This window comes from Bradyrhizobium diversitatis (assembly GCF_016031635.1).
Taxonomy (GTDB): domain Bacteria; phylum Pseudomonadota; class Alphaproteobacteria; order Rhizobiales; family Xanthobacteraceae; genus Bradyrhizobium; species Bradyrhizobium diversitatis.
Window position 1 is genome coordinate 133,463 of record NZ_JACEGD010000004.1, and the last position, 25,228, is coordinate 158,690.

Sequence of the window (25,228 nt, forward strand, 5' to 3'; positions counted from 1 at the left end):
ACAATGTCTCTGATCGAAGACATCGACTTCGGCACGCCGGCTTCCAAATCGGAAACGATGGTGACGCTGACCATCGACGGCAAGGAGGTTACGGTGCCCGAGGGCACCTCCATCATGCGCGCCGCGATGGATGCAGGCCACCAGATCCCAAAGCTCTGCGCAACCGACATGGTCGACGCGTTCGGTTCCTGCCGCCTCTGTCTCGTCGAGGTCGAGGGCCGCGCCGGCACGCCGGCCTCCTGCACCACGCCTGTGATGCCCGGGCTCGTCGTACACACCCAGACCGAGCGGCTGAAGCGGCTGCGCAAGGGTGTGATGGAGCTCTTTATCTCCGACCATCCGCTCGACTGCCTCACCTGCGGCGCCAATGGCGATTGCGAGCTGCAGGACATGGCCGGCGCCGTCGGCCTGCGCGACGTGCGCTACGGCTACGAGGGCGAGAACCACGTTTTCGCCAAGACTGACGGCTGCAGCAACGACCACTGGATGCCGAAGGACGAGTCCAACCCGTACTTCACCTACGATCCCTCCAAGTGCATCGTCTGCTCGCGCTGCGTCCGCGCCTGCGAGGAGGTGCAGGGCACTTTCGCGCTGACCATCTCCGGCCGCGGCTTCGACAGCCGCGTCTCGCCCGGCATGAGCGAAGGCTTCCTCGGCTCCGAATGCGTCTCCTGCGGCGCCTGCGTGCAGGCCTGCCCGACCGCGACGCTGACGGAAAAGTCCGTGATCGAGATCGGTCAGCCCGAGCACTCCGTCGTCACCACCTGCGCCTATTGCGGCGTCGGCTGCGCCTTCAAGGCCGAGATGCGCGGCGAGGAAGTGGTGCGCATGGTGCCGTACAAGGACGGCAAGGCCAATCGTGGCCATTCCTGCGTCAAGGGCCGCTTCGCCTGGGGCTACACCAACCACAAGGAACGCATTCTTAAACCCATGATCCGCGAGCGCATCGAGGATCCCTGGCGCGAAGTGTCCTGGGACGAGGCGTTCTCGTTCGCCGCCGCCAGGATGCGCGGCATCCAGAAGAAATACGGCCGCGACGCCATCGGCGGCATCACCTCGTCCCGCTGCACCAATGAAGAGACCTATCTGGTGCAGAAGCTGATCCGCGCCGGCTTCGGCAACAACAATGTCGACACCTGCGCCCGCGTCTGCCACTCGCCGACCGGATATGGTCTGGCCACCACCTTCGGCACTTCGGCAGGCACGCAGGATTTCGATTCGGTCGAGGACACCGATGTCGTCGTCGTCATCGGCGCCAACCCGGCCTCCGCTCACCCGGTGTTCGCCTCGCGCCTGAAGAAGCGGCTGCGCCAGGGCGCCAAGCTGATCGTGATCGATCCGCGCCGCACCGAGATGGTGGAGTCCCCGCATGTGAAGGCTCTGCACTTGCCGCTGATGCCCGGCACCAATGTCGCGGTCATGACGGCGCTGGCGCATGTCATCGTCACCGAGGGCCTCGTCGACGGAGCCTTCGTGCGCGAGCGCTGCGACTGGAGCGAGTTCGAGGAATGGGCCGCCTTCGTCGCCCAACCGCAGAACAGCCCGGAAGCCACCGCCATCCTCACCGGCGTCGATCCGAACGACCTGCGCGAGGCAGCCCGCACCTACGCGACCGGCGGCAACGGCGCGATCTATTACGGCCTCGGCGTCACCGAGCACAGCCAGGGCTCGACCACCGTGATCGCGATCGCCAATCTCGCGATGGCAACGGGTAATATCGGCCGTCCCGGCGTCGGCGTGAATCCGCTGCGCGGCCAGAACAACGTTCAAGGCTCCTGCGACATGGGCTCGTTCCCGCACGAACTGCCCGGCTACCGCCACATCTCGGGCGACGCGGTGCGCGACCAGTTCGAGGCGCTGTGGAACGTCAAGCTCAACCCCGAGCCGGGCCTGCGCATTCCCAACATGTTCGACGCCGCGGTCGAAGGCACCTTCATGGGCATCTACGTGCAGGGCGAGGACATCCTCCAGTCCGATCCCAACACCAGCCACGTGGTCGCGGCGCTGTCGGCGATGGAATGCGTCATCGTTCACGATCTCTTCCTGAACGAGACCGCGAACTACGCCCACGTCTTCCTGCCCGGCTCGAGCTTCCTCGAGAAGGACGGCACCTTCACCAACGCCGAGCGCCGCATCCAGCGCGTGCGCAAGGTGATGACGCCGAAGAACGGCATGGCGGACTGGGAGGTCACCATCGGCCTCGCCAAGGCCATGGGCTTCGAGATGAAGTACAGCCATCCGTCCGAGATCATGGACGAGATCGCGGCGCTGACCCCGACCTTCGCCGGCGTCTCCTACGCCAAGTTAGATGAGCTCGGCTCGGTGCAGTGGCCCTGCAACGACAAGGCGCCCGAGGGCACGCCGGTGATGCACATCGACGGCTTCGTCCGCGGCAAGGGCAAGTTCGTCGTGACCGAATATGTCGCGACCGACGAGCGCACCGGCCCGCGCTATCCCCTGCTGCTCACCACGGGCCGCATCCTCAGCCAGTACAATGTCGGCGCGCAGACAAGGCGCACCGAGAACGTGGTCTGGCATTCCGAGGACCGCCTCGAGATCCATCCGCACGATGCCGAGCAGCGCGGCGTGCGCGACGGCGACTGGGTACGGCTGAAGAGCCGCGCCGGCGAGACCACGTTGCGCGCGGAGATCACCGACCGCGTCGCGCCCGGCGTCGTCTACACCACCTTCCACCACCCGGACACGCAGGCCAACGTCATCACGACCGACTATTCGGACTGGGCCACCAATTGCCCCGAATACAAGGTCACGGCGGTGCAGGTCTCGCCCTCGAACGGCCCGTCCGACTGGCAGAAGGCCTATGACGCGCAGGCGCGGCATTCCCGCCGCATCGCACCGGCCGAGGCCGCGGAGTAACCGCATGCACGTTCCGGTCCAGGCCACCGACCGCGAGATCTGGCGCGATGGCATCGCATCAGAGGGGACACGGCTGATCCCGGAGGAGACGCCGCTGGCGCTGACCTATAATGGCGGCACCTACGCCGTCATGATGGGGACACCGCAGAACCTCGAGGATTTTGCGGTCGGCTTCAGCGTGAACGAAGGCATCGTCGGGTCGGTCGACGACATTCGCTCTCTCGACGTGGTCCGTCTCGACGACGGTATCGAGCTGCGGATGTGGCTGGCATCGGAGGGTGCAGCCCGCATCAACGAGCGCCGTCGCCACGTCGCGGGACCCACGGGCTGCGGCATCTGCGGCATCGAATCCATTGCCGAGGCGGTGCGGCCCGCGGCCGTGGTGCCGCAGGGGCAGACCTTCACGCCGGAGAAGATTATGGCGGCGATGCAGGCGATCGCGCCCCTGCAATCGATCAACATGCAAACCCGCGCCGTTCACGCCGCCGCGTTCTGGTCCCCTGCAGGCGGCATCGTCGCGCTGCGCGAGGATGTCGGCCGTCACAACGCGCTCGACAAGCTCGCCGGCGCCCTGGCGCGCAGCCGCGCGGATGCACGCGGCGGCATGGTGCTGCTGACGAGCCGGGTCTCGGTGGAGATGGTGCAGAAGACGGCCGCGATCGGTGCGCCGGTGATGGTCGCCGTGTCGGCGCCGACCGCCCTCGCGGTACGCACGGCGGAAGCCGCCGGCATCACGCTGATCGCGATCGCGCGGCAGGACGGGTTCGAGATATTCTCGCATGGCAGCCGGATCGTCGCGCGCCATGCCACGGAGGTTGCCGATGTCGCCTGACCGCCTGATCTACATGGCCAACCAGATCGGCACATTCTTCCGGAGCCAGGGCCATGACAAGGCCGTGCCTGGGATTGCCGAGCACATCAAGAAGTTCTGGGATCCCCGCATGAAGCGCGCGATCTTCGCCCATCTCGATGCCGGCGGCGCCGGCCTCGAGCCTGATGTGCGCGAGGCGATCACCTCGCTGAAGCAGGCGACGTCCCTTCCAGCAGCGCCCTGAACACGCGCCGCACCTCGGTCTGGGTCTCCTTCACCCGCGCCTCCAGCGACGAGAAGTCCGGCGCGTCGCCCGCGCGCGCCATCACGCGCAGGAGGTCGGTGCCGGCGGTCTCTGGCTTGAAGCGCTCGCTTACGCAAAGCCGCAGGATCTGCGTCAGGTCGTGATAAAGCCGCGCTGCGGCACGCAGAATCTCGGTCTCCGACTGTGAGAGCACACCGAGCCTGCATGCATTTTCCAGCACCTGCATGGTGCTGACGTCGAGAATGTCCGGCTTCTCGTGGGCATGCACGAGCTGGAGATATTGCGCGATGAAGTCGATGTCGACCATGCCGCCGGCCGCATGCTTGATATCCCAGCAATCGGCCTCGCCCTTTTCCTGCGCGATCGCGCGCCGCATGTCGGCGACGTCGTTGGCCGTGATTGCGGGATCGCGTCGGCGGGTCAGGACATCGCGGATGACACGCTCGATCCGTTCCCGGAACTCGGGCGACGCCGACACCACGCGGGCGCGCGTCAACGCCATGTGCTCCCAGGTCCAGGCCTCGGTGGCCTGGTAGTCCGCGAATGAAACGAGACTCGAGGCCACCGGGCCGGCGCGCCCCGACGGCCGCAGCCGCATGTCGATCTCATAGAGCACGCCGTAATTGGTGCGCGTCGTGAAGGCGCTGATCAGGCGCTGGGTGAAGCGCGCGAAATAATGCGCGCCGTGAAGCGATTTCGGTCCATCGGAGTCCGGATTGTCGCTGTCGAAATCGTAGAGCAGGATCAGGTCGAGATCGGACGAGGCCGTCATCTCGCGGCTGCCGAGCCGGCCCATCGCGATGATCGCGGTCTGCTGCCCCTTGATCCGGCCGTGCTGGGCGGCAAAGCGATCGGCGACGAGGCCATGCACGGTGTGCACGATTCCTTCGGCGACGTCGGCAAAGGCGGTGCTCGCCTGCTGCGCCGAAACCGTGCCGGAAAGGATGCGCGTGCCGATCAGGAACAGGCTCTCCTGCCCGAACAGGCGCAGGCGATCGAGAAATTCCTCGTAGGAGTCCGCGTCTCGCACGGTGGTCGCGAGCCGGCCCGACAATTCCTGCCTGTCGGGCATGGCGCCGAAGAAGCGCGGATCGATCAGACCATCCATGAGCTGCGGCTGCCGCGCCAGCATCTCGCCAAGCCGCGGCGCCGCCCCCAGCACCAGCGCCACCAGCGCGACGAGATCGCGGTTCTGGCCGAGCAGCGTGATCAGCCGGCCGCCACGCTGCAGTGCTCCGAGGAAATGATCGAACGCCACGACGGCGCGATCCGGCTCCTCGGCATGGGCGAGACCGTCGATCAGGGCCGGCACGAATTCGACGAAGGCGCTTCGCGTCGCCTCATTGCGGAATACGCGGTAGTCGCCGGTGATCCAGTCGCGCACGGTCTGTGCGACGGCGGCCGGCTTCTTGAAGCCCAGCGTCGCCAGGTGCTGGAGCAGGCGCGGATCGTCGGGACCTGCACCATAGTCGAGCGCCGGCAGCCTGGCCGTCCCGATCGGGTCGTCGCCCTCGAACAGTTTTTCGTAGTGACCCTGGACGATCTGGAGCTGGTGCAACAGGTCGCGCGCAAAGGCTTCGCGATCCTGATAGCCGAAGAACCACGCGAAGCGCTCGACCGCTTGCCTGTCCTCAGGCAGCGTATGGGTCTGCTCGTCGGCGATCATCTGGAGGCGATGCTCGACCCGCCGCAGGAATTCATAGGCCGTCGTCAGCTCGTCGCGCGCCGCAGAGGTGATCCACTTGCTGGAGGCGAGTACATCGAGCGCCCTCAGCGTCGGCCGCACCCGCAATTCCGGATGGCGGCCGCCCGCAATCAGCTGCTGAGTCTGGGCGAAAAACTCGATCTCGCGGATGCCGCCGCGCCCGACCTTGACGTTATGTCCCTCGACCGCGATCTCGCTCTGGCCACGATAGGTTTGCATCTGCCGCTTCATGTCGTGGACGTCGGCGAGCGCGGCGAAGTCGAGATGCTTGCGCCAGACGAAGGGCGCGATCTCCGCCAGAAGCGCTTCACCCGCCCTGGGATCGCCGGCGCAGGCCCGCGCCTTGATCATCGCAGCGCGCTCCCAGGTGCGGCCTTCCCGCTCGTAGTAATGCAGCGCGGCGTCCCGCGAGATCGCCACCTGTGTCGAGGACGGATCGGGCCGCAGGCGCAGATCGACGCGGAAGACGTAACCGTCATAGGTGCGCTGCTGGAGGATGCGCGCCATCCCCTGTGTGACACGTACGAAGAACGGCTGCGGCTCGATGTCCGCCGCCAGCGTCGTTGCATCGGGATCGAAGAACACGATCAGATCGATGTCGCTGGAATAGTTCAGCTCGCCCGCGCCCATCTTGCCCATCGCGAGCACGATCAGCCCGCAGCCCTCTTCGGGTGCCTCCGGATTGGGCGGCGAGAGCTTGCCGCGTGCGGCTTCCTGCCGCAGCAGATATTGCAGCGCCGCCTGCACGGAGGACACGGCAACATCGGTGAGCGCCGCCGTCACCCGCATCACCGGCCAGACACCGCCAATGTCGCACAGCGCGATCAGCAGCGCGGCCTCCGCCTTCATCCAGCGAAGCAGCCGCATCACCTCGGCCTCGTCAGGTGCCGCGAGCACCGCGCCCCTTGCCTCAGCGATCAGTGCAGCGAGATGCGGGTCCGGATCGCATTCGAGCAGCCGGATCAGGCGCGGGGCATCGGTGCGCACCAGATCGAACAGATAGGGCGAGAATTCCGCGATCCCGGCCAGGATGTCGCGGGCGAAGGGGTGGCCCAGGAGCGCTTCCAGACGCGCCGATTGGGCCGGCTCAAGCTCGGCCAGCCAGCTTTCCAAACGTCGTTCGTCGGTTGTGGAAGCGGCAATATGGGGAGCCTCCGCGAAGCGCGCGGCCAGCCTCTCACCATGCTTGTCCGCGTTTCCCGGCGCGGAGTGGTTCATGCCACCTTCTGTGGCACATCCGGCATTGGCGGAGCAACCCTGTCGCCCGCGCGCGCCGGCAGCACCAGCGTGGCGACAAGACCGGGATGGGCATCGCCCAGCCGCAATTCTCCGCCATGCAGCGTGGCAACAGCCGATGCGAGGCTGAGGCCGAGGCCGGAGCCCGGCAGCGTGCGGCTCGCCTCCAGCCGGACGAATCGCTCGACGACATGCTTGCGGTCGCTTTCGGGGATACCGGGGCCGCGATCGGTGACGCTGAGCAGCACCTGATCACCCTCGCGCCGGGCCTCGATCGTGATCTGCCGGCTATCCATGCTGACCACGGTTCCCGCGGGCTGCGAAGCGGGCTTGCCGTATTTGATCGCATTCTCGACCAGATTGGCGAGCGCCTGGCTGATCAACTCGCGGTTGGCATGAACCGGCGTCGGATCGGCCTTCACCTTCAAGGTCATGCCGTCGTCCTCCGCCAGGGGCTCGTAGAGCTCGTGGATGCCATTGGCGACCTCGGCGGCGTCGAAATCATCCATGTTGCCGCGCGCCTGTCCGGACTCGGCACGCGCGATCATCAGAAGCGCGTTGAAAGTACGAATCAGCCCGTCGGATTCCTCGATGGTCCGCTCCAGCGCGGCGCGGTAATCGGCCTCGCAGCCTGATCTCGCCAGCGCCTCCTCGGCGCGATTGCGCAGCCGCGTCAACGGCGTCTTGAGGTCGTGAGCGATGTTGTCGGAAACCTCCTTCAGGCCCGCCATCAGCGCCTCGATCCGCTCGAGCATGGCGTTGAGGTTCTCGGCGAGGCGATCGATCTCGTCGCCGCTGCGCCCCACGGGCAGGCGCTCGCTGAGATCTCCGGTCATGATCCGCTGCGCCGTGCCGGTCATGGCGTCGATGCGCCTCAGCACCCTCCGCGCGACGAAAATGCCGCCGGCGAGGCCAAGCACGACCACGATGAGGACCGACCATTGCGCCGCCTTGGCGACGATACCGAACAGGCGCCGCCGCTCGGCGAGGTCGCGGCCGATCAGAAGCCGGAAGCCGTTTTCCAATTCGGTGACGCGCACCAGCGCGCGATGGTCGCGATCATCTGTATCCTCGATCCGCCGGTAGGCCGTCTCCGACCAGCCGCGCGTCGCCATCACGCCCGGCGCCAGCGAGCCGACATTGCCGGCAATCGCCTGGCCCGTCGGCGTGGTCACGAGATAGAGGTTGGCGCCCGGCCGCAGTGCCCGATACTCGATCGTGCGCACCAGGCGAAACATGCCGCCGCGGTCATAGATCTCGTTCATCTCCGAGGTCTCGGAGTTGACGGTCTGCGTAATCTCCTCGGTGATCAGACGCCGCGTGTTCCAAGCGAAATAGGCCAGCAGCGAGGCCGCGAACATCGCGAACAGCAGCAGATAGACCAGCGTCAGCCGGAACGCCGTGGTGCGGACGAGTTTACCGAATGCCGTCACGGATCATGTATCCAATTTCAGCGCCGCGTCTGCTATCACCGAGCATCGTCACTCTTCATATTCTGTTTTATCTACAGTACCTTAGGTCTATAAGCTACCGTCTGTCTTCGCCTGAAATCGCTAAAACGCCAGCCGGCCAAGGTAAAAAAATGGTAAGGCGGCGCATGGGTCCGTTTGAAAGTATCCGCGACGGTCACACATCCGCACCGGTTCCCGTGGATTCGCTGACCGTGACGGGCAAAGCATCCGTGCCGGTAAGTGGTCAGCGAAAGGGGCACGTTAAAGTGGCGCTCAATTCGAACCAAGTTAAATCCCCGCAAGCTGGCGTTCATGCAGACAGGGGGCCTCTATCTGGTCGTGCGCGGGAGCGGTGATCGGGTGTGGGCCTTCCGTTTCACCGACCCCACGGGCAAACGGGCGCAGATGGAGTTCGCCAGGGCTGGCGACCGCGACGGCGCACCCGTTGTCGCCACGAGATCAGACCGGTCATTCTCAGTAGAGCCTCGTACGGTATCCTTCTTCCATCGTCTTCTCGGCCTCTTCGACTGCGATGGTCGCAGTCTGCTCGGCGATGATCCGGCCGAGCGTCGGGAAACTGTTGCGCTCGACCTGAGCAGCCGGATTCCAGAGCTTCGAGCGCATCAGCGCCTTGCCGCAGTGGAAATAGGTCTCCTCGACGTGGATCTTGAGTCCGATGATCGGGACGACGTTCTGCACCGCGAGCGGCGTCAGCAGCTCGGCGTCCTGCGAGATCTCGGCGCGGCCGTTGACGCGCAGGGTCTCGTTGATTCCGGGCACCAGGAAGATCAAGCCGATGCCGGGCGAAGCGATGATGTTGCCAAAGGTGTCGACGCGGTTGTTGCCGCGCCGATCGGGGATCAACAGCGTCTTGTCGTCGAGCACGGCGACGAAGCCCGGCGCGTCGCCGCGCGGGCTTGCATCGGCATGGCCGTTGCCGTCGCTGGTGGCGAGGACGAGGAACGGGGAGAGCGCGATGAAGTCGCGGCAGAACTGGTCGAGATGGTTGAGAACCTTCTTTTCGGCAAGCGGGCTGAGCTGCCCGAAATGCGCACGGAGATCCTGTTGCGTCTTGACCGGCGGCTTGCCGCCTGCACCCTGGCTGTCCATTCGCGAACCTCCCTTTTTGCGGTGAGTTTCCTTCTCGCGGCTAGTTGGCCTCGATGCCGCACCAGCTCGCGGTGAACAGCGCGAGCGCCTTGGTGACCCGCTTCACCGAGGCAAGGTCAACGCGCTCGTTGAAGCCGTGGGCACCTTCCATCGTGGCACCGAAGCAGAAGGCGGGCACGCCGAAGTCGAGACCATAGAAGCGCGCATCGGTCAGCGCGGTAGACGAGAAGCTGGTCAGCTTGCGGCCGAACACATGCTCGTAGACCGGAGCCAGAACCGCTTCACTTTCCTGAATCTCGGTCGCCTCATAGCCCGGCGACAGGAAGCCGGACCAGACGATCTCCGGCGGATTGTTGGCGAGGAACGGATGCGAGCGCGCCGCCTTGGCGACGAAATCCACGATCTCGGCCTGGGCATCGGCGATCTTCCAGCCGGGCAGCACACCGATGCGGCAATCGACATCGCACCAGGCGGGCACGCTGGAGGCCCAGTCACCGCCCTTGATGATTCCAGGATTGAAGTTGAGCGGATGCTCGACCGATTTGAACGAGGGGTGCGTCTTGGCGCGCTCGTTCCATTCGGCTTCGAGACCTTCGAGCTTCTGAATCAGGTGGATTGCAGCCTTGATCGCATTCGAGCCGGTTCCGGCGCGCGCGACGTGAACCGGAATCCCGCGCACCTTGAGGCGGAACCAGATCACGCCGACCTGGGCACGCATCAACTTCTCGTCGGTCGGCTCGGGCAGGATGCAGGCATCGGCACGATAGCCGCGCTGAAGTGTGGAGAGCGCGCCGAGACCGGTGCTCTCCTCCTCGATCACCGATTGCAGGTGGATGCGGCCCTTGGGCCTGTAGCCCGCGGCCTTGATCGCATCGAGCGCGTAGAGCGCCGAGATGGTACCGGACTTCATGTCGCCGGCGCCGCGACCATAGAGCCAGCCGTTCTCGACCACTGGCTGAAACGGCGGCCGCTCCCACATGTCGAGCGGGCCTGCCGGCACGACGTCGCAATGACCCTGGAGGATCAGCGAGCGGCCCTCTTCCTTCGCCGGACGGTAGGTGCCGACGACGGAGCGGGCGCGCGAGAAATCGGTCTCGACCGGACCATAGCCCGGCAGGGTCTTGAGATCGTCCTGGTTGATGACCCAGTCATCGACCTCGTAGCCGCGATCGCGCAACAGCTTTGCGAACATGTCCTGACAGGGCGCCTCCGCCGCGCGCGTGCTCGGGATCGCCGTGAACGCGATCGTGGTGTCGATCTGCTTGTCGAAGGCGGCATCCACAGCGGCCTCGATGCGCTCGCGCGCGCCGGCTGGAAGGGGAAGGTTGTCGGTCATGAACTCATCCTTGCTGTCGGTAGTGCGCCGGTCACGCTGGCAAAGCCCGGCTGGTCGAAGAAATCGCGGCCCGGGATCGCATCGAGCAGATCGCGCGTGTAGGCGGCTTGAGGGGCCGTGAAAACGTCCGCGGTCGCGCCTTCCTCCACGATGCGCCCCTTCTGGAGCACGATGACGCGGTCGGCGATCTCGGCGGCGATCCGCAGGTCGTGGGTGATGAAGATCATGGCGAGCTTCATCTCCTGACGGAGTTCGGCAAGCAGCGCCAGCACCTGAGCCTGGACGGAAACGTCGAGCGCCGACACGGCTTCGTCGGCGATCAGCACGCGCGGCTTGAGTGCCAGTGCGCGCGCAATACAGATGCGCTGGCGCTGGCCGCCGGAGAATTCGTGGGGGTAACGATCGGCGGCGACGGCATTGAGACCAACTCGCACCAGCAGCTTCCTCGCCAGCTCCATCGCTTCCGTGCGCGACGTGCCAAAGGCCATTGGTCCGCGCGCAATGGCATCGCCGACCTTCTGGCGCGGATCGAGGCTCGCAAACGGATCCTGGAACACGATCTGGAGCTGTTTTCGCGCCTGGCGGAGCGCCTCGCCGCGGAGCCGGCGGAGATCCTGGCCGTTGAAGCGGATGGCACCGCCATCCGGCTCGGTCAGACGCATGATCATGCGCCCGAGCGTCGACTTGCCGGACCCGGATTCGCCGACGACGGCGAGCGTCTCGCCCTCATGCAGCGTCAGCGAGATGCCGTCGGCCGCGACGACCTCGCGCGGCGGCTGCAACAGGCCGCGCTTGACCCGGAATGTCTTCTCAAGACCGATGACTTCGAGCAGCGGTGTAGGATGGACCGCGGTGCGGCGGATCTCATCGAGCCGCGCCTTCGGCACCGCATCGATCAACTCGCGGGTGTACTCCGCCTTAGGATTGCGCAGGACCTCCTCGACCGTCCCCTGCTCCACCACCTTGCCGTGACGAAGCACCACGACGCGGTCGGCGACATCGGCAACGACGCCAAAATCATGGGTGATCAACAGCACGCCCATGCCGCGGTCGCGTCGGAGATCGTCGATCAGGCGCAGGATCTGACGTTGGGTGGTGACGTCGAGCGCTGTGGTCGGCTCGTCAGCGATCAGGAGCGCCGGGCGATTGGCCATCGCCATCGCGATCATGACGCGCTGGCGCTGGCCGCCGGACAGCTCGAACGGATAGCTCTTCTCAAGCAGCTTTGGATTTGGCAGGCCGACCTGCGTCAGGAGCTGCTGCACGCGTTCGTGCACCTCAATTGCCGACGGCATCGGCTTCTGATGGGTGAGGATCATCTCCTCGATCTGCCTGCCGACCCGCTTGAGCGGGTTCAGCGAGGACAACGGCTCCTGAAAGATCATCGCGGCTTCGCCGCCGCGCAGGCGGCGCAGCGCCTGCCGGTCGAGCTTTGCCGGATTTTGCCCCGCGACAGTCACGGCGCCCGCGGCAATATTGACGCTCTTCGGCAGCAGCGACAGCACCGCATGGGCGATCATCGACTTGCCCGAGCCGGACTCGCCGACGAGGCAGACGACTTCGTTGGGCTTGACCTCGAAGGAGACGTTCTCGACCGCGAACGGGCGATCGCCCCCTTCGGGCAGCGCGATCGAGAGCCCCTCGACCGACAGAACGGGTGCCTTGGCTTGCACGGTATCGCTCATGACCGGCGCCTCGACACACGCGGATTGAGGACGTCTGACAGCCCCTCGCCGAACAGATTGATCGCGAGCACGGTGATGAGGATCGCGAGACCCGGGAACACGCTCATCCACCAGGCATTGCGGATCACGGTGCGGCCGGCGCCGATCATGAAACCCCAGGACATCAGATTGGGATCGCCGAGGCCCATGAAGGACAGCGCGCTCTCGAGCAGGATCGCGGTCGCGACGGTCAGCGAGGTCACGACCAGGATCGGCGAGATCGCGTTGGGCAGGATGTGGCCGAGCACGATCCGCAAGGTGCCCTCGCCCTGGCACAGCGCGGCTTCGACGAACTCCCGGTTGCGCAGGCGCAGGAACTCGGCGCGGGTGAGCCGCGCCAGCGGCGGCCAGCTCACCGCGCCGATGGTCAGGATGATCGTGAGCAGCGACGGGTTGAAGGTCGCAACCAGCAGGATCGCGAGCACGAAGGCCGGGATGGTCTGGAACAGCTCCGTCATCCGCATCAGCACGAGATCGACCTTGCCGCCGAAATAGCCTGATATCGCGCCGATCGTGACGCCGATCACCATCGCCGCCATGGCCGAGGCGATGCCGATGACGAGCGAGACGCGGGCACCATAGGCAACGCCGGCCGCAACGTCGCGGCCGAGCGTGTCGCCGCCGAGCAGCAGGCCGTCCTCGCCGGGCGGCGTGAACGGCGCGCTGACCATTTCCCAGGGCGAGACCGGAAAGACGATGGGCGCGATGAGCGCGATGACGACCACGACGAGCAGCACGACGAGTCCGACCATCCCTGAGGGATGACGCAGGAAGGCGCGGGTCGCATCCATCACGCCGCTCCCGTCGTCATGCGGGGATCGATCAGCCTGTAGATCAGATCGGTCAGCAGATTGAGCACGATGACCACGATCGACAGGATGAGAAAGATGCCGAGCAGCACGGGATAATCACGCTGGAGCAGCGCATCGAAGGTCAGCCGGCCGAGGCCCGGCCAGGCGAACACCGTCTCGATGACCACGGCGCCGCCGACCAGCGCGCCGGCCTGCATGCCGGCCACGGTGACGACGGGCACCAGCGCGTTGCGCAGCATGTGGCCGACCACGATGCTCGGACCCGACAGGCCCTTGGCGCGCGCGGTCTTGATGAAGTCCTGCTGCGCGACCTCGATGATCGAGGACCGCATCAGCCGGGCATAGATCGCGAGATAGATCGCCGCCAGCGAGGTCACCGGCATGATCATGTGCTTGGCGATGTCGAGCGCATGCTCCAGCGGCGCGAGCTTGACGTTGATGGTCTCGTAACCGAACGGCGGTAGCCAGCCGAGTGTCACGGAGAAGACCAGCACCAGCATCAGCCCCAGCCAGAACACCGGCGTCGCATAAAGCACCAGCGACAGCACCGTGAAGACCGTATCGAGCACGCTGCCCGCCGCCAGCCCAGCGAGCGCGCCGAGGGTCGTGCCGATCAGCAGCGCGAGGCAGAAGGCCGTCACCGTCAACAGCAGCGTCGCCGGCAGCCGTTCCAGGATGAGATCGACCACCGGGCGGCGCTGGCGGTAGGAATAGCCGAGGTCGAGCCTGACGACGCGGCCGAGATAGCTTGCGAGCTGCACGGCGTAGGGCTTGTCGAGCCCATATTCCCTGCGCAGATCTTCCAGCAGCTTCGGATCGGACGCGCCGGATTGGCCGGCCATGACCTGGGCGGGATCGCCAGGGGCGGCCTGCACCAGCACGAAGTTGAAAGTGGCGATGACGAGGATGACGGCGACGAGCTGGGCAATCCGGCTCAGTGCCATCAGCCCGATCGTCGCCGCGCTGCCGAGACGGATCACGATTTGTAGACCGACCCGAAGGTTTCGTGCGAGCCGATGCCGGTCGACACGATGTTCTTGAACGCCTTGTCGTAGATGATGGGGTATTCGAGCTCCAGCGTCCAGGCGACCGGCACGTCCTCGACCAGGATCTGCTGCACCTTGGAATAAAGCTCCAGTCGCTTTGCCTCGTCGAGCGTGACGGCGGCCTCGTCGAACAGCCTGTCGACCTCAGGGTTGGAATAGCCTTCGGTGTTCGAGAACAGGATGCCTTTCTTGATGTTCGACGACACGTAAGTGCGGGAGACGCCGAGCGCGGGATCGCCGAGCTGGTAGAGCAGGTTCTGGGTCATCTCATAGTCCCAGTTGCCGACCTTCTCGGCCCAGCCGGCCATGTCGGTGCCGACGAGGACGAGATCGATGCCGACGCGGGCAAAGCTCTGGCGGAAGAACTCGCCGGCGCGCTGATAGGATTCGCCGTAAGGCGGCACGATGTATTTGATCTCTGCGCGCTTGCCGTTGGCGTCGGGCTTCAGCCCCATCTCGTCAAGCAGCGCCTTGGCCTTGTCGATCGAATAGTCGTAGCGCTTGACCTTGCCGTCGTAGAATTTCGTCTTGGACGAGATCGGGCCGGTCGCGACCTTGGCGCTGCCGAAATAGACCCGCTTGGCGAGCGCATCGCGGTCGATCAGATGCATCACCGCCTGCCGGAAGCGCTTGTCGTTCATCGGCGCGATGCGGTTGTTCATCTCGAGCCACTGGTGCGGCGCGAAATACTCATAGCCCTTGGTGGTGACTTCGAGGTTCTTCTGCGCCTTGAAGCGCTGCACGTCGAAGAACTCGACGTCGGTCCATTGCGCGAGTTGCACCGTGCCGTTCTCCAGCGCCAGCGCGCGCGATGCCGAATCCGGGATGATGCGGTAGATGATCTCATCCAGGTACGGCTGGTCCTTCAGATAGTATCCGTCATGGCGCACCAGATGGACATGCGAGCCGCGCACCCATTCCTTCAGCTTGAATGGGCCGGTGCCGATCGCCTTGTCGTTCAGCGGGTTCTTGCGGTAGTCGGTGCCTTCATAGATGTGCTTTGGCACGATCGGTGCCGAAGTGCAGTCAAAACAGCCGAGGAACGGCGCAAAGGGCTGCTTCAGCTTGAACACGACGGTGAGCGGATCGGGCGCCTCGGCCGAAGCGACGCGCGCAAAATTCTGCCGCGCGCGCGGATGCGTCTCGGTCAACACCTTCATGCAGCTGAACACGACGTCCTCGGACGTCATCGGCTTGCCGTCGTGGAAGGTGATGTTGGGAAACAGCTTGAACGTATAGGTCAGCCCGTCCGGCGAAATCTCCCAGGACTGCGCCATCCCCGGCATCGGCTTGAGGTCAGCGCCATATTTGAGAAGGCTCTCGTAGATCTTGCCGCCGAGCGTCAGCGTCGGCTGCTGCTGGTTGAAGGCGGTGACCAGCAGCGGCGGCTCGGGCTGGATGATGGTGTTGAGCGTTCCACCGCGGGTCTGGCCGACCGCGCGCGTGATGCTGAAGGGAATAGCGGCGCCGGCGGCCAGCATGGCCTGGGTGAATTCGCGTCTGTTCATCGAGCTCTCCGTGTCCGCATATCGGCGTGAGAAGGACTTTGCCAGACGCCGTATTCGGGTTCGACGAACATGGCCGGCGCGAGCATTGTTGCCAAACGCCCTGTCCCGCGCTACCTGACCGGGGACAAGAACCATCGCGATCGGGCCATATCTGGCCCGGAAGATGCATAAGAGCCTTGCAGAAAAGGACTTGGATCGGGAGTTCACGACACGTGAAAGTCGTAACGCGGCGAGATGTGACCAGCGAATTGCGCATTTGCAGCAAACAGGAGGGCCCCGCAGCGGCCGCCAACTATGCGGGACAACTTCAGACGATCGCGCGGCCAGTCGCCGCGATGACCGCAACTTATCCGAACGAGAGCACCAGCACGCGGCACGCACATCGGCGCGACCAGTTCATCCTGCAGATCACCGGCGTCACGGCGATGATGACCGAGCGCGGTCATTTCGTGGTTCCACCCGGGCATGGTTTATGGATTCCGGCTGGCGTTGTACATCAGTCGCGCGCCTGGGGTGAAGTCGAGGCCCAGACGATCTATGTCACGCCTGATCGCCGGCGAGAAACGTCGGAGACGTGCCGCCTGATTCGTGCATCCTCGCTCGTCGAAGCCCTGATGGACGAGGCGGTGCGGATGCCGCAGACCTACGACCAGGACGGACGCGACGGCAAGCTTCTCGAACTCCTGCTCGCCGAGATCTTACACATGCCGGAGGTGACGCTTCACGTGCAGGTGCCACCGGACCCCCGCCTTGCGGCGATCTGCAAGGCAGTGCTTGGCGACCCCTCCTCGGACCTCACGCTCGACGACTGGGCAGACAAATGCAGCCTCAGCCGGCGAACGCTGACGAGGCTGTTCCGCCGCGAGACCGGTCAGAGCTTTTCAGTGTGGCGACAACGCGTGCGGCTGTTGGAAGCTTTGGCACGCCTGGGCGCAGGCGAACCCGTCACATGCGTAGCGCTGGACGTGGGCTATGATAGCCCGAGCGCATTCGCCGCCATGTTCAAGCGCGAGCTTGGCGCTGCACCGCGGCATTATCTTCGTTGGACAGATCAAAAAGTCGTGCTGCGCTAGTCGCTAGCGACGACGCCGGTTCGTCGAGATGAAAGCCACGCTGAGACAGCCATCTTGTAGTATAGGTGGTCGCGCCAGCCCGTTCGTTGATGCGAAGCAAGTGCCTTTCAATGTCGATACGATGCGACACGCGCGTAGCTCGAGTACATGACCGGCGTAGCGCGCTACAGTGAAGAATAGTGCCACCGCGGAACTCGGCACGGCAATCACGCACGCATCGAAAGAACAGATGGCACCTGACGCCCCGGAGACCGCAGTCACACAGACCATCTTGCAGCAGAACCATGATGTGTCATCGCGTGCTGAAGCGTACAGGCGCCGTGATGGATCGCCTGGCGCCTGCCGGGGGTGCTGGTACCGGCGAGGCACGGTGTACCAGCGCGATCACCTCTCGGTCGAGTTCAGCTGAGCCTGCCGAACGGGCGAGGCTTGCGGAGAGCACATTCCCTCTCTCATCAATGGAGAAGCGCACATAGGCAACGCCGCCCTCGCCCCTCGACTGGGCACCTGACGGATAGCGCTTGTGCCGTTCCAGATGTCCCATCAGGAGCGATTGCCAGCTGGCAGGTGACAGCGAGGAGGCCCCAGACGCCGTCTGCGCGGCGGCGGTGCGGCTCGATTGTTGGGCTTGTGCCTGGGCGCGGATCGCGGCTTGGGCTTCCGTTGCGGCGTGCTTCTTGCGCGGTTTTGGCTTCTGCGTTGGCTTTTCCATTTTGGGTGCAGCCGCTGGTAGCGAAACCTCGACCTTCTCCAGGTGTGGCGGTTTCTCCCTGACCACCTGCTCGACAGGCTCGGGTTCGACCGTCGGTTCGGGCGGCGGGTCCTTGGGCGCCTCCTCCTGCTTCTGCTCGAGCTGGGCGACGTTTTCCTCGACGGATCTCAACGCCGGCGTGAGCTCGTTCATTTCCGTCATCGCCGCCTGCGGCACCTCGGCCAATTCGATCATGACGGCGGTAGGCGGTGCGTCGGCCGCGGCAACCACGAGGTCGGATCGCAGCAGCCAGGCTGCGATCCCCGCATGGAACGCAACCGTGAAGACCGCCCCGGCGGCCCAGAGCGCCGCCTCCGCAAGCCTGACCTCGCGCGTGACGAATCCGCCGGAACGATTCACGGTGCACCTGTCGCCGGCGGCGACGTCGGATCTTTTCCGGGAACGCCGGTATCGACCGTCGCCGGTGCGGGTGCGAGCTCAAGGCCGACCAGCGCGACCTTCAGATAGCCGGCCCCCCGCAGCAAGTTCATCACCTCCATGAGATGCTGGTAGTCGACCGTCCTGTCGGCTCGCACGAAGATGCGCGTGTCCTTGTTGCCTTGCGTAGCGCCGTCCAGTGCGGCCTGAAGGCTCTCGCGCGCCACCGGGTCGTTGCCGAGAGCGACTGTCAGATCTTCCTTCAGGGACAGATAGAGCGGCCTGTCGGGACGGGGTACAGGCTGGGCGGTCGACGCCGGCAAGTCGACATGGATATCCACTGTCGCGAGCGGAGCCGCCACCATGAAGATGATGAGCAGCACCAGCATCACGTCGATGAACGGCGTGACATTGATGTCGTGGTTCTCTTCGAGTCCGTCATCGACGCGATCGCGTATTCCACCGGCCATGACGTCTACTCGGCTGCCAGCGGAAGCGCCGCCCGCTCCACGGCGTCCGGAACCTTGCGGAAATCGAGATCGCGGCTGACGAGGCGCTCGACCCCGGCCGCCACGTCGGCGAGCAATTGGCGATAGCCGGTGATGGTGCGGGCGAACACATTGTAGAGGACCACCGCCGGAATCGCCGCGACGAGACCCATCGCAGTGGCGAGCAGGGCCTCGGCGATGCCGGGCGCGACCACGGCGAGATTGGTCGTCTGTGCCTGCGAGATACCGATGAAGGCGTTCATGATGCCCCACACCGTCCCGAACAGGCCGACAAAGGGAGCGGTCGAACCGATCGTCGCCAAGAGCCCGGTACCCCGGGTCAGGCGCCGGCCGGCCTGGGCCTCGATACGGACAAGCCACGAAACGACACGCTCCTTGAGACCGACATTGCCGGCAAAGTTCAGCGCCGCCGCCGAACGCGCCATTTCCTCGCTGGCCGATCGCACCATGAAGGCGGCAGGCCCGCCGCGCTCGATCAGTGCGTCTTCGGCTGCGGCGAGGCTGTCCGAAGCCGTGATGACGTCGAACGCGCGTTGGGCCCGCGCCCGCGCGCAGGCAATCTCGACAGCCTTCACGAACAGCACCATCCAGGTCACGAGCGACGCAAATGCAAGGCCGAGCATCACGGCCTTGACCACCCAGTCGGCCGCAGCAAACATTCCCAGCGGTGACAGGTCATGCGGCATGCCGGCGCGCGGGTCCGGGCTCCGCGACGAACCCTCGGAACGAACGGCCGGGACGGTCCCGGCCAAGGCCGGCTTGACCGCCTCTGCAACCTCTGCCGAAACCGGCTGGCTGGCCGGAGCAGTGAGGCTCGCGGCAGGCGGCGTGTCCGGCTGCTCTGCCATCGCGCAGGATAATCCCGACGCCAAGGTGACGATCAGCACGATCGTCGTCATCGTCCAACGCCGCTTCTCCGAGCGTGTCATGTCACGTCCTTCCCATCGTCTTTTCCAGTTCACATTCACGGAGGCGTTCGGCGTCCGCGCATCCTCCGCGTCACCGACCGTTCGGCAAATGATGCGCACCGCTGGCTGGCTAGCTTCTGAAACGATCAGTTTTCGCTGGCTTGCGGTTTGCCCATCCTCACGCGAAGGAAAGCCCTTGACGAAGACGCCGACGACGAACGCTACGATCGCTTGCATGACCCAAAGGCGCTTTCCTTCGGGCAGGCAAGTGAAGACCGTGCAAGTGTTCAAGAAGATAAAAAACGATGCAGCAAACACCAATTCAGCGCTCATCATGGCCTCTTGCCGGTGGCTATTCGCTCGCCGTCATTTCCCCGCCGCTGGATGCAGCAGACGGGACACCAGCTCCTGCACGCGGGAAAAAGCAGCTCGCGCTCCGGCGACGGCACGTTCCTCCTCGGGGCCGGAGAGGTTCACGGCATCGAGCGCCGCCGTGAACGCCTTCCAATGCGCGGCGCGCCCCTCCGGTGCTGCCGCCAGATGGCGGGCGCCGAAGGACTCCGACAAGCCGAGTTTTCCAGCGGCCTTGAGCAAAAACGCCGCGCCGAGATTCGAGCCCTCCGCGACGTAGAGCCAGCCGAGCGCCGTCGGCAGGTCGATCCCGGCGTCCGCATGGCTGAATTCGGCTTCGTCGCGGACGACGATCGGCGCGACGCCCAGATCGCTCAGATCCTGTCCGATCAATCCAAACCGCCGCCGGCTTGCGAGGTCGGGCAGCAATTGACCGAGCCTCGGACTGGAATAGAGCGGATCGATCGTCCGATGGAATTCATGCTGCACGTTGACGAAGCGGCCATACCTCTCACGGCTGGCGAAGGGGTTTTGCGCCATGATCGATTCATCGAGACTGTTGTGCTGCCCCTCCGTCTCGGCTTTGAGGCGTCTGGACCGGCTGGTTTCGAGAGGCGTTTCGATGTCGGCGGTGCTCATGCGCTGGTTCTCCCTGAAGGCGCGATTGATCTGATCCGAAGGTGGTGCCTGCTCGTTCGTCATGTCGAAGCTGATTCGGATTGCTGTCCTCATCATCGGAACGATCAGAAGCGATAGTTCACGCCGAACTTGATTGCATGCAGGTCGAGGTCGTTCTCCGCCTTGCGTCCGTTGGTGGTTTGGGAGGAGCCCGGCACTGTCCGGTTGGTGTAGACACGGCATGTGCCGTTCGGCAGAAACACAACGCAGACCCTCACGGTCGATGGACCCATGGCTCCGGCGGTGGCACCCGGGAAGAGAAATTCCTGATTGCCGAAATGGTCATAGGAATACTCGCCCTTCAGCGTCCAATGATTGGTGAGCGCATACTCGAAGCCCGCGCCCAAGGTCCAACCGCGGCGTATCGCCGAGGCTTGTTCCATGAACCTCACCTGCGTGCCGGCCACCGCTCCGGTCTGTGCCAGATATTGCGTGCGCGTTTCGGTCTCGTTCAGGAACGCGATGCCGCCTACCGCATAGAGCAAGGTGCGATCGAAGGCGTAGCCGAGCCGCGCGCGCAGGGATGCCGTCCAGTCGAACCTGTAGTCGGTCTTGGCCTGGAGGAAGCTGCCCGCCGCCAGCTGCGCCGACTCGGTTGCGATCGCGTCCTGCGTCGCCCTCAGCTTGGTCCAGGAGAATTCGCCCTCGGCACCGATCACCACGCGGTTGGCGAACTGATAGTTGAATCCGCCCTGGAATCCCCTCGTGAGATCGGAGACGTCGACGTTGGCCGACTCCGTCGCGGCGACAGCGCCAGGCGTTCCGTTGCCGGTCTTGGTCACTCCCCGGCTCTTGCCGAGGCCGTAGCCGAGATGCCCGCCAACATACAAGCCGGTCCAGTCGCTTCCCGGCGCGCCGCGCGAGGCATTGCCCAATTTGACTTGTGGGAGCTTGCGGACCAGCGGACTGGTGTCGTCCAGCGTCGTCGTGTAGCTGACACGGGCCGTACGGCCTGGAGACGGGACGCCGATCGAGGTGAGCGCGCCGAAATAGTATTGATCGGTGATGTTCTCGATGCTGAAGTTCACGATCGAATTGGCGTCGATCTTGTAACTGCCGAAGAGGTCGTACACGCGGTAGGACGGCCAGCTGAACGTCGCCGAGCCGGATGGCGGCCAGACGCTGCCCGAGCGCGCCGAGGAGAATTGCGTCCGCGCACCCAATGTCAGTCTCTGGTCGAATAGCCGGATGCCCGCCGTGACGCTTCCGGAATATTCCGGCGGGACATAGTTCGCGGCGTAGTCGTTCTTGAGTGCACCCGTCGCGCTGGCAACCGCCGTAGAGAGCGGCGGCGCGCAGGTGGAGGCGGTCTCGCAATATTCTATCTTCGTATACTTCGTGAAATTGCCTTCGAGGAAGAGCGAGCCTGCGTCGTATCCGCCGGAGATCTCGAAGCCGCGGAAGTTTGCGCCGTGGATGTTGTACCATTGGTATTTGTGATTACCCGTGACGCCTTCGTCCCCCGTCTGGAAGCGGACGATGTAATCGTCGTAGTGATTGTCGAAATAGGACAGCTTGACGCGAAGCTTGTCACCGGCGCGGACGACGTCATTGCGCAGGATGTTCACGCCGCCTTCGTAGTTCTTGGAGATCTCGGGCTGCAGGTTCGGGTTGTTCCAGAGCAGCCCCTGATAGTGCCAATGGGATTCGCGAAGGCTCGGCGGACGGAAGCCTTCCTTGTACTGACCGTAGAACTGAATGCCTTCAACCGGCGAAATGGTGATGCCGGCATTGGGGCTTGCGCGTCCGCCGGAGCGATCCGGAAACTTGGTGAGATACCCCTCCCCCTCGGAATTGTAGTGGTCGTAGCGCAGTCCAGCGGAAAGCGTCAGCCAGCTGATCGGCTTCAGGCTTGCGTTGCTGAACGTTCCGGTCATCAGCCGCACGCCAGAGGGGCCGTTGGTCTCCCAGCCTTCCGATCCGGTAATCGAACTCGCGAACTGCTCCGCCGTCGCGTGCTCGCGCGTGAACTCCACGCCATTGTCCCAGGTGAGCTGGCCGAGCGGCGTGGCGAACACCGACGTGTTGCCGGTATCGCCGCCAAGGGTCGTCACCCCCGAGGGCCCCGGCAGCAGGCCATGACGCTCCGATGCCGAGTCGCTCAGCCAGAGATTGGCCCGGAAGTTGACGTGGGGAGTGTCCGACGGTTGAAACTTGTACTTGGCCGTGTAGGTATCGACATGCGTTTCCGAGAGCGGAAACTGGCCATATTGCAGGATCCCCGAGTTCAGCGCGAACTGATAGCTGAGCTCGTCGATCTCGCCATAGCGCGAATTATACGAGAGGTAGCCGAGCTCGAGAGATTGGCCGTCGTCCCATTTCAGCTTTCCCTTGGCCAGGAACGAGTCGGTATTCTCCGACGTGTTGAACACTTCCTGGCCGGGGCCGATGAGCGCATTGGCGTTCGCCGCTGGCTTGAACGTGATGCCGGCAGGCACGTCCGTCCCGGCGAAATAGTTGCCCTGGACGTGCTTCGAATAGGCAACCACGAATTCGTAATTCTCCTTGATCGCTGCAACGGCCGCACTGCCCGACTGGGAGCCGCCGTTGAAGAACGATGGACGGCCCTCGCTGACTGGGTTGATCGTGGTGCTGGACAGGAAGCTCGGCGCGCGTTCCGTCACCGCATTGGTGCCGACCGTGCCCTTGAGACGAACACCGTAGGACTGGCCGTCCTTGACGATGTCGCCCGCATCGAGGGTGCGCAGATTGATCGTGCCGGCGATACCGCCGACCCCGACGCCGGTGCTCGGCCCCTTGGAGATGTCGATGCCGCCGATCAGGTCGGGATCGACATAGGTCTCGTCGCGATTTCCGATATAGCCGCGGTAGGAACTCGTGGTCTGTCGCGCGCCGTCGATCATGGTCGCGACGCGTCCCATGCCCTGAAGACCGCGGATGTTGGGATTGATCGAGGTGCCGACATGGCTGCCCGCCGAGATCACGCCGGGCGCGTTGACGAACACGTCGCCGGCGGACGTGGGCGGCACGCGGTCGATCTGCTCGCGCGAGACATGCGAGACGGAGCCGGGCGTCTCATAGGGCGTATCGGGCGTGAAGCCGTCGGGCCGATTGGCCGTGACGTCGATCGTATCGAGGAGAAGCGAACCGTCGGAGGGAGGCGGCGCGCCGGCCTCCTTGTTTGCCGGATCGAAGATCGTGACGGCGTTGCCGCTGGTGAAGCGATAGGACAGGCCTGATCCCGTCAGAAGCTGCGCTATCGCCTGCTGCGGCGTGAACGCGCCATTGAGACCGCCGGTTTGACGGCCGCGCGCGATGACGCCGCTATAGACCAGTTGAAGCTGCGAGGCGTCGGCGAAGCGATTGAGCGCGGTGGCGAGAGGTCCGGCCGGAATCGCATAGGTTCGGACGGCGGCACTGCTCGGATTCTGCGCAGTCTGCGCCATGGCTGCCGACGACATCATGCTTGTCGCAAACATCGCCGTCGTCGCCAGGAAAGCTACCTCGATCCGTTTCCTCGTACTCGTCCCCAACGCCACGCCCCCGTCACTTCACCGTCGCAACTCGCACCGGCCGCGGGCCGGTGCAGTCGCCTTCCGAGAGTGAGACGCAGGAGCTTTGGAAAAGAGGAGGTCGACGAAGCGAAGTTTTTCTTGATCAGTGATGCAGCAGGATCAGAAGGCTGCTCAGCCGCGTCGAGTGCAGACCGAGAGTTTGCTCGATAACCTCCAGTGCTTGCAGAGGATTCCCGGTATCGAAGACACCACTGACCGGATGGCTGCTGATCGAGCCGTCGATGATTTGAATCCGTCCAGAATGATAGCGATTGAGCTCCGCGATCACCTCACCGAGAGGACGATCGACGAAGATCAGCTTGCCGCGTCGCCAGGCGGTCGCCGCATCGGCATCGACGGCCCGCACGGCGCCGAGCCCGCGGCGCGAATAATCGAGCGCCTCGCCCGGAGAAAGCTCGACCGCCGTCCGGCCAGCCGCCGGATAGGACACGCCCACATGGCTTTCCAGCACGGTGACCGTCGCGGCCTCGTCGTCCTTGCGGACGGCGAACACCGTGCCGCGCGCGACCGCTTCGCCGGACGCGGTTGCGACGACGAACGGCCGCGCGGCGTCCCTGGCGACGGTAAACACGGCCTCGCCGCGCAAGAGGCGAATGCGCCGCCGCTCGCGCGAATAGTCGACGGCGATGGCGCTGGCAGTGTTCAAGGCGACGCTGCTGCCATCATCCAGCGTCACGGTCCGGACCTCGCCGGTCGCCGTCATGGCATCTGCCTCGAGCCGCATGGGAAGGTCGAGCGCATAGCCGGCGGTGACGGCCACCACGACCGCCGCGGCCGCGAGCGCCCAGCGGCGGGGCCTGGATGTGCGAGACGGGTGCCGCCGAAGCGGGACCGCGCGGACATCACGCTGTCGCGGCAATCCCGTGCTCAGTCCTGGACGCGGGATGCGGCCGAGATCGTCCCAGGCGCCGGCGACTTCCTCGTAAGCCGCACGATTGGCCGGCTGCATCAGCCATGCCCGGAAGCGCGCCTGCTCGCCGGCATCCAGCACCCCGGTGTCTTGGCGCACATACCATTCTGCCGCCTCGTCCAGGGCCGTCGGCTTCTCCCCGTCATTCATGGATGATTCGTCGTTCCAGCATGAAAACAGCGCCGCAAGAGCGGCGATCGCCCGCCATCTCACTCTTTAAGACGGAGCAATTCTAAAACAGAGGAGGTCAGCT

Annotated in this window: 18 protein-coding genes; 4 read left to right on the top strand and 14 right to left on the bottom strand. The window is 64.8% G+C overall.

The features are described from left to right. Positions 1-3 precede the first annotated feature (3 nt). The 3 genes from fdhF to H1B27_RS04915 are packed head-to-tail and all read left to right on the top strand — an operon-like array spanning position 4 to position 3,932. Positions 4-2,877 (top strand): formate dehydrogenase subunit alpha, encoded by a 2,874-nt coding sequence (fdhF, locus tag H1B27_RS04905; RefSeq protein ID WP_197965200.1) that lies wholly within the window; start codon positions 4-6, stop codon positions 2,875-2,877. A 4-nt stretch (positions 2,878-2,881) separates the two neighbouring features. Next, positions 2,882-3,709: a formate dehydrogenase accessory sulfurtransferase FdhD gene (gene fdhD / locus H1B27_RS04910; protein ID WP_197965201.1), complete on the top strand. Its 828-nt coding sequence runs from the start codon at positions 2,882-2,884 to the stop codon at positions 3,707-3,709. Beyond that, positions 3,699-3,932: a formate dehydrogenase subunit delta gene (locus tag H1B27_RS04915; RefSeq protein WP_197965202.1), complete on the top strand. Its 234-nt coding sequence runs from the start codon at positions 3,699-3,701 to the stop codon at positions 3,930-3,932. Before fdhD ends, H1B27_RS04915 begins: the two co-directional genes overlap by 11 nt. Here H1B27_RS04915 and H1B27_RS04920 read toward each other — a convergent pair. From H1B27_RS04920 to H1B27_RS04955, 8 genes are all read right to left on the bottom strand, one after another. After that, a complete protein-coding gene (locus tag H1B27_RS04920) occupies positions 3,889-6,876 on the bottom strand; it encodes a bifunctional [glutamine synthetase] adenylyltransferase/[glutamine synthetase]-adenylyl-L-tyrosine phosphorylase (RefSeq protein ID WP_197965203.1) in 2,988 nt (995 codons plus the stop codon). The genes H1B27_RS04915 and H1B27_RS04920 overlap by 44 nt on opposite strands. Next, complete coding sequence (locus H1B27_RS04925; RefSeq protein ID WP_197965204.1) at positions 6,873-8,327, bottom strand: sensor histidine kinase; 1,455 nt, start codon at positions 8,325-8,327, stop codon at positions 6,873-6,875. Before H1B27_RS04925 ends, H1B27_RS04920 begins: the two co-directional genes overlap by 4 nt. Before the next feature lie 492 nt (positions 8,328-8,819). Continuing rightward, on the bottom strand, positions 8,820-9,455 hold the full coding sequence (locus H1B27_RS04930) for a pyridoxamine 5'-phosphate oxidase family protein (RefSeq protein WP_197965205.1): 636 nt from the start codon (positions 9,453-9,455) through the stop codon (positions 8,820-8,822). 40 nt (positions 9,456-9,495) lie between these two features. After that, a complete protein-coding gene (locus H1B27_RS04935; RefSeq protein WP_197965206.1) occupies positions 9,496-10,791 on the bottom strand; it encodes an ArgE/DapE family deacylase in 1,296 nt (431 codons plus the stop codon). Further along, on the bottom strand, positions 10,788-12,476 hold the full coding sequence (locus H1B27_RS04940) for a dipeptide ABC transporter ATP-binding protein (RefSeq protein ID WP_197965207.1): 1,689 nt from the start codon (positions 12,474-12,476) through the stop codon (positions 10,788-10,790). The genes H1B27_RS04935 and H1B27_RS04940 overlap by 4 nt, the downstream gene beginning before the upstream one ends. Next, on the bottom strand, positions 12,473-13,306 hold the full coding sequence (locus H1B27_RS04945) for an ABC transporter permease (protein ID WP_197965208.1): 834 nt from the start codon (positions 13,304-13,306) through the stop codon (positions 12,473-12,475). Before H1B27_RS04945 ends, H1B27_RS04940 begins: the two co-directional genes overlap by 4 nt. Beyond that, positions 13,306-14,307, bottom strand: a complete 1,002-nt coding sequence (locus H1B27_RS04950; RefSeq protein ID WP_197965209.1) for an ABC transporter permease — start codon at positions 14,305-14,307, stop codon at positions 13,306-13,308. The genes H1B27_RS04945 and H1B27_RS04950 overlap by 1 nt, the downstream gene beginning before the upstream one ends. After that, entirely contained in the window at positions 14,304-15,881 is a 1,578-nt protein-coding gene (locus tag H1B27_RS04955) for an ABC transporter substrate-binding protein (RefSeq protein WP_197965210.1), read from the bottom strand. Before H1B27_RS04955 ends, H1B27_RS04950 begins: the two co-directional genes overlap by 4 nt. Positions 15,882-16,093: 212 nt before the next feature. On the opposite strand from H1B27_RS04955, the gene H1B27_RS04960 reads away from it, so the two are divergent. Continuing rightward, the gene (locus H1B27_RS04960) at positions 16,094-16,954 is read left to right on the top strand and encodes an AraC family transcriptional regulator (RefSeq protein WP_197965211.1); all 861 of its coding nucleotides are present in this window, start codon (positions 16,094-16,096) and stop codon (positions 16,952-16,954) included. A 292-nt stretch (positions 16,955-17,246) separates the two neighbouring features. Here the strand turns inward: H1B27_RS04960 and H1B27_RS40960 are convergent, their stop codons facing one another. The 6 genes from H1B27_RS40960 to H1B27_RS04990 all read right to left on the bottom strand — a co-directional run bounded on the left by H1B27_RS40960 (position 17,247) and on the right by H1B27_RS04990 (position 25,125). After that, positions 17,247-18,065, bottom strand: a complete 819-nt coding sequence (locus H1B27_RS40960) for an energy transducer TonB family protein (RefSeq protein ID WP_197965212.1) — start codon at positions 18,063-18,065, stop codon at positions 17,247-17,249. Next, the gene (gene exbD, locus H1B27_RS04970) at positions 18,062-18,553 is read right to left on the bottom strand and encodes a TonB system transport protein ExbD (protein WP_197965213.1); all 492 of its coding nucleotides are present in this window, start codon (positions 18,551-18,553) and stop codon (positions 18,062-18,064) included. The genes H1B27_RS40960 and exbD overlap by 4 nt, the downstream gene beginning before the upstream one ends. Before the next feature lie 5 nt (positions 18,554-18,558). Then, on the bottom strand, positions 18,559-19,521 hold the full coding sequence (gene exbB, locus H1B27_RS04975) for a tonB-system energizer ExbB (RefSeq protein WP_246515185.1): 963 nt from the start codon (positions 19,519-19,521) through the stop codon (positions 18,559-18,561). A gap of 345 nt (positions 19,522-19,866) precedes the next feature. After that, the gene (locus H1B27_RS04980) at positions 19,867-20,490 is read right to left on the bottom strand and encodes a biliverdin-producing heme oxygenase (protein ID WP_197965214.1); all 624 of its coding nucleotides are present in this window, start codon (positions 20,488-20,490) and stop codon (positions 19,867-19,869) included. Positions 20,491-20,594: 104 nt separating this feature from the next. Then, positions 20,595-23,969, bottom strand: a complete 3,375-nt coding sequence (locus H1B27_RS04985; RefSeq protein ID WP_197965215.1) for a TonB-dependent receptor domain-containing protein — start codon at positions 23,967-23,969, stop codon at positions 20,595-20,597. Between the two features lie 178 nt (positions 23,970-24,147). Then, positions 24,148-25,125: a FecR family protein gene (locus tag H1B27_RS04990; RefSeq protein WP_197965216.1), complete on the bottom strand. Its 978-nt coding sequence runs from the start codon at positions 25,123-25,125 to the stop codon at positions 24,148-24,150. Positions 25,126-25,228: the final 103 nt, after the last annotated feature.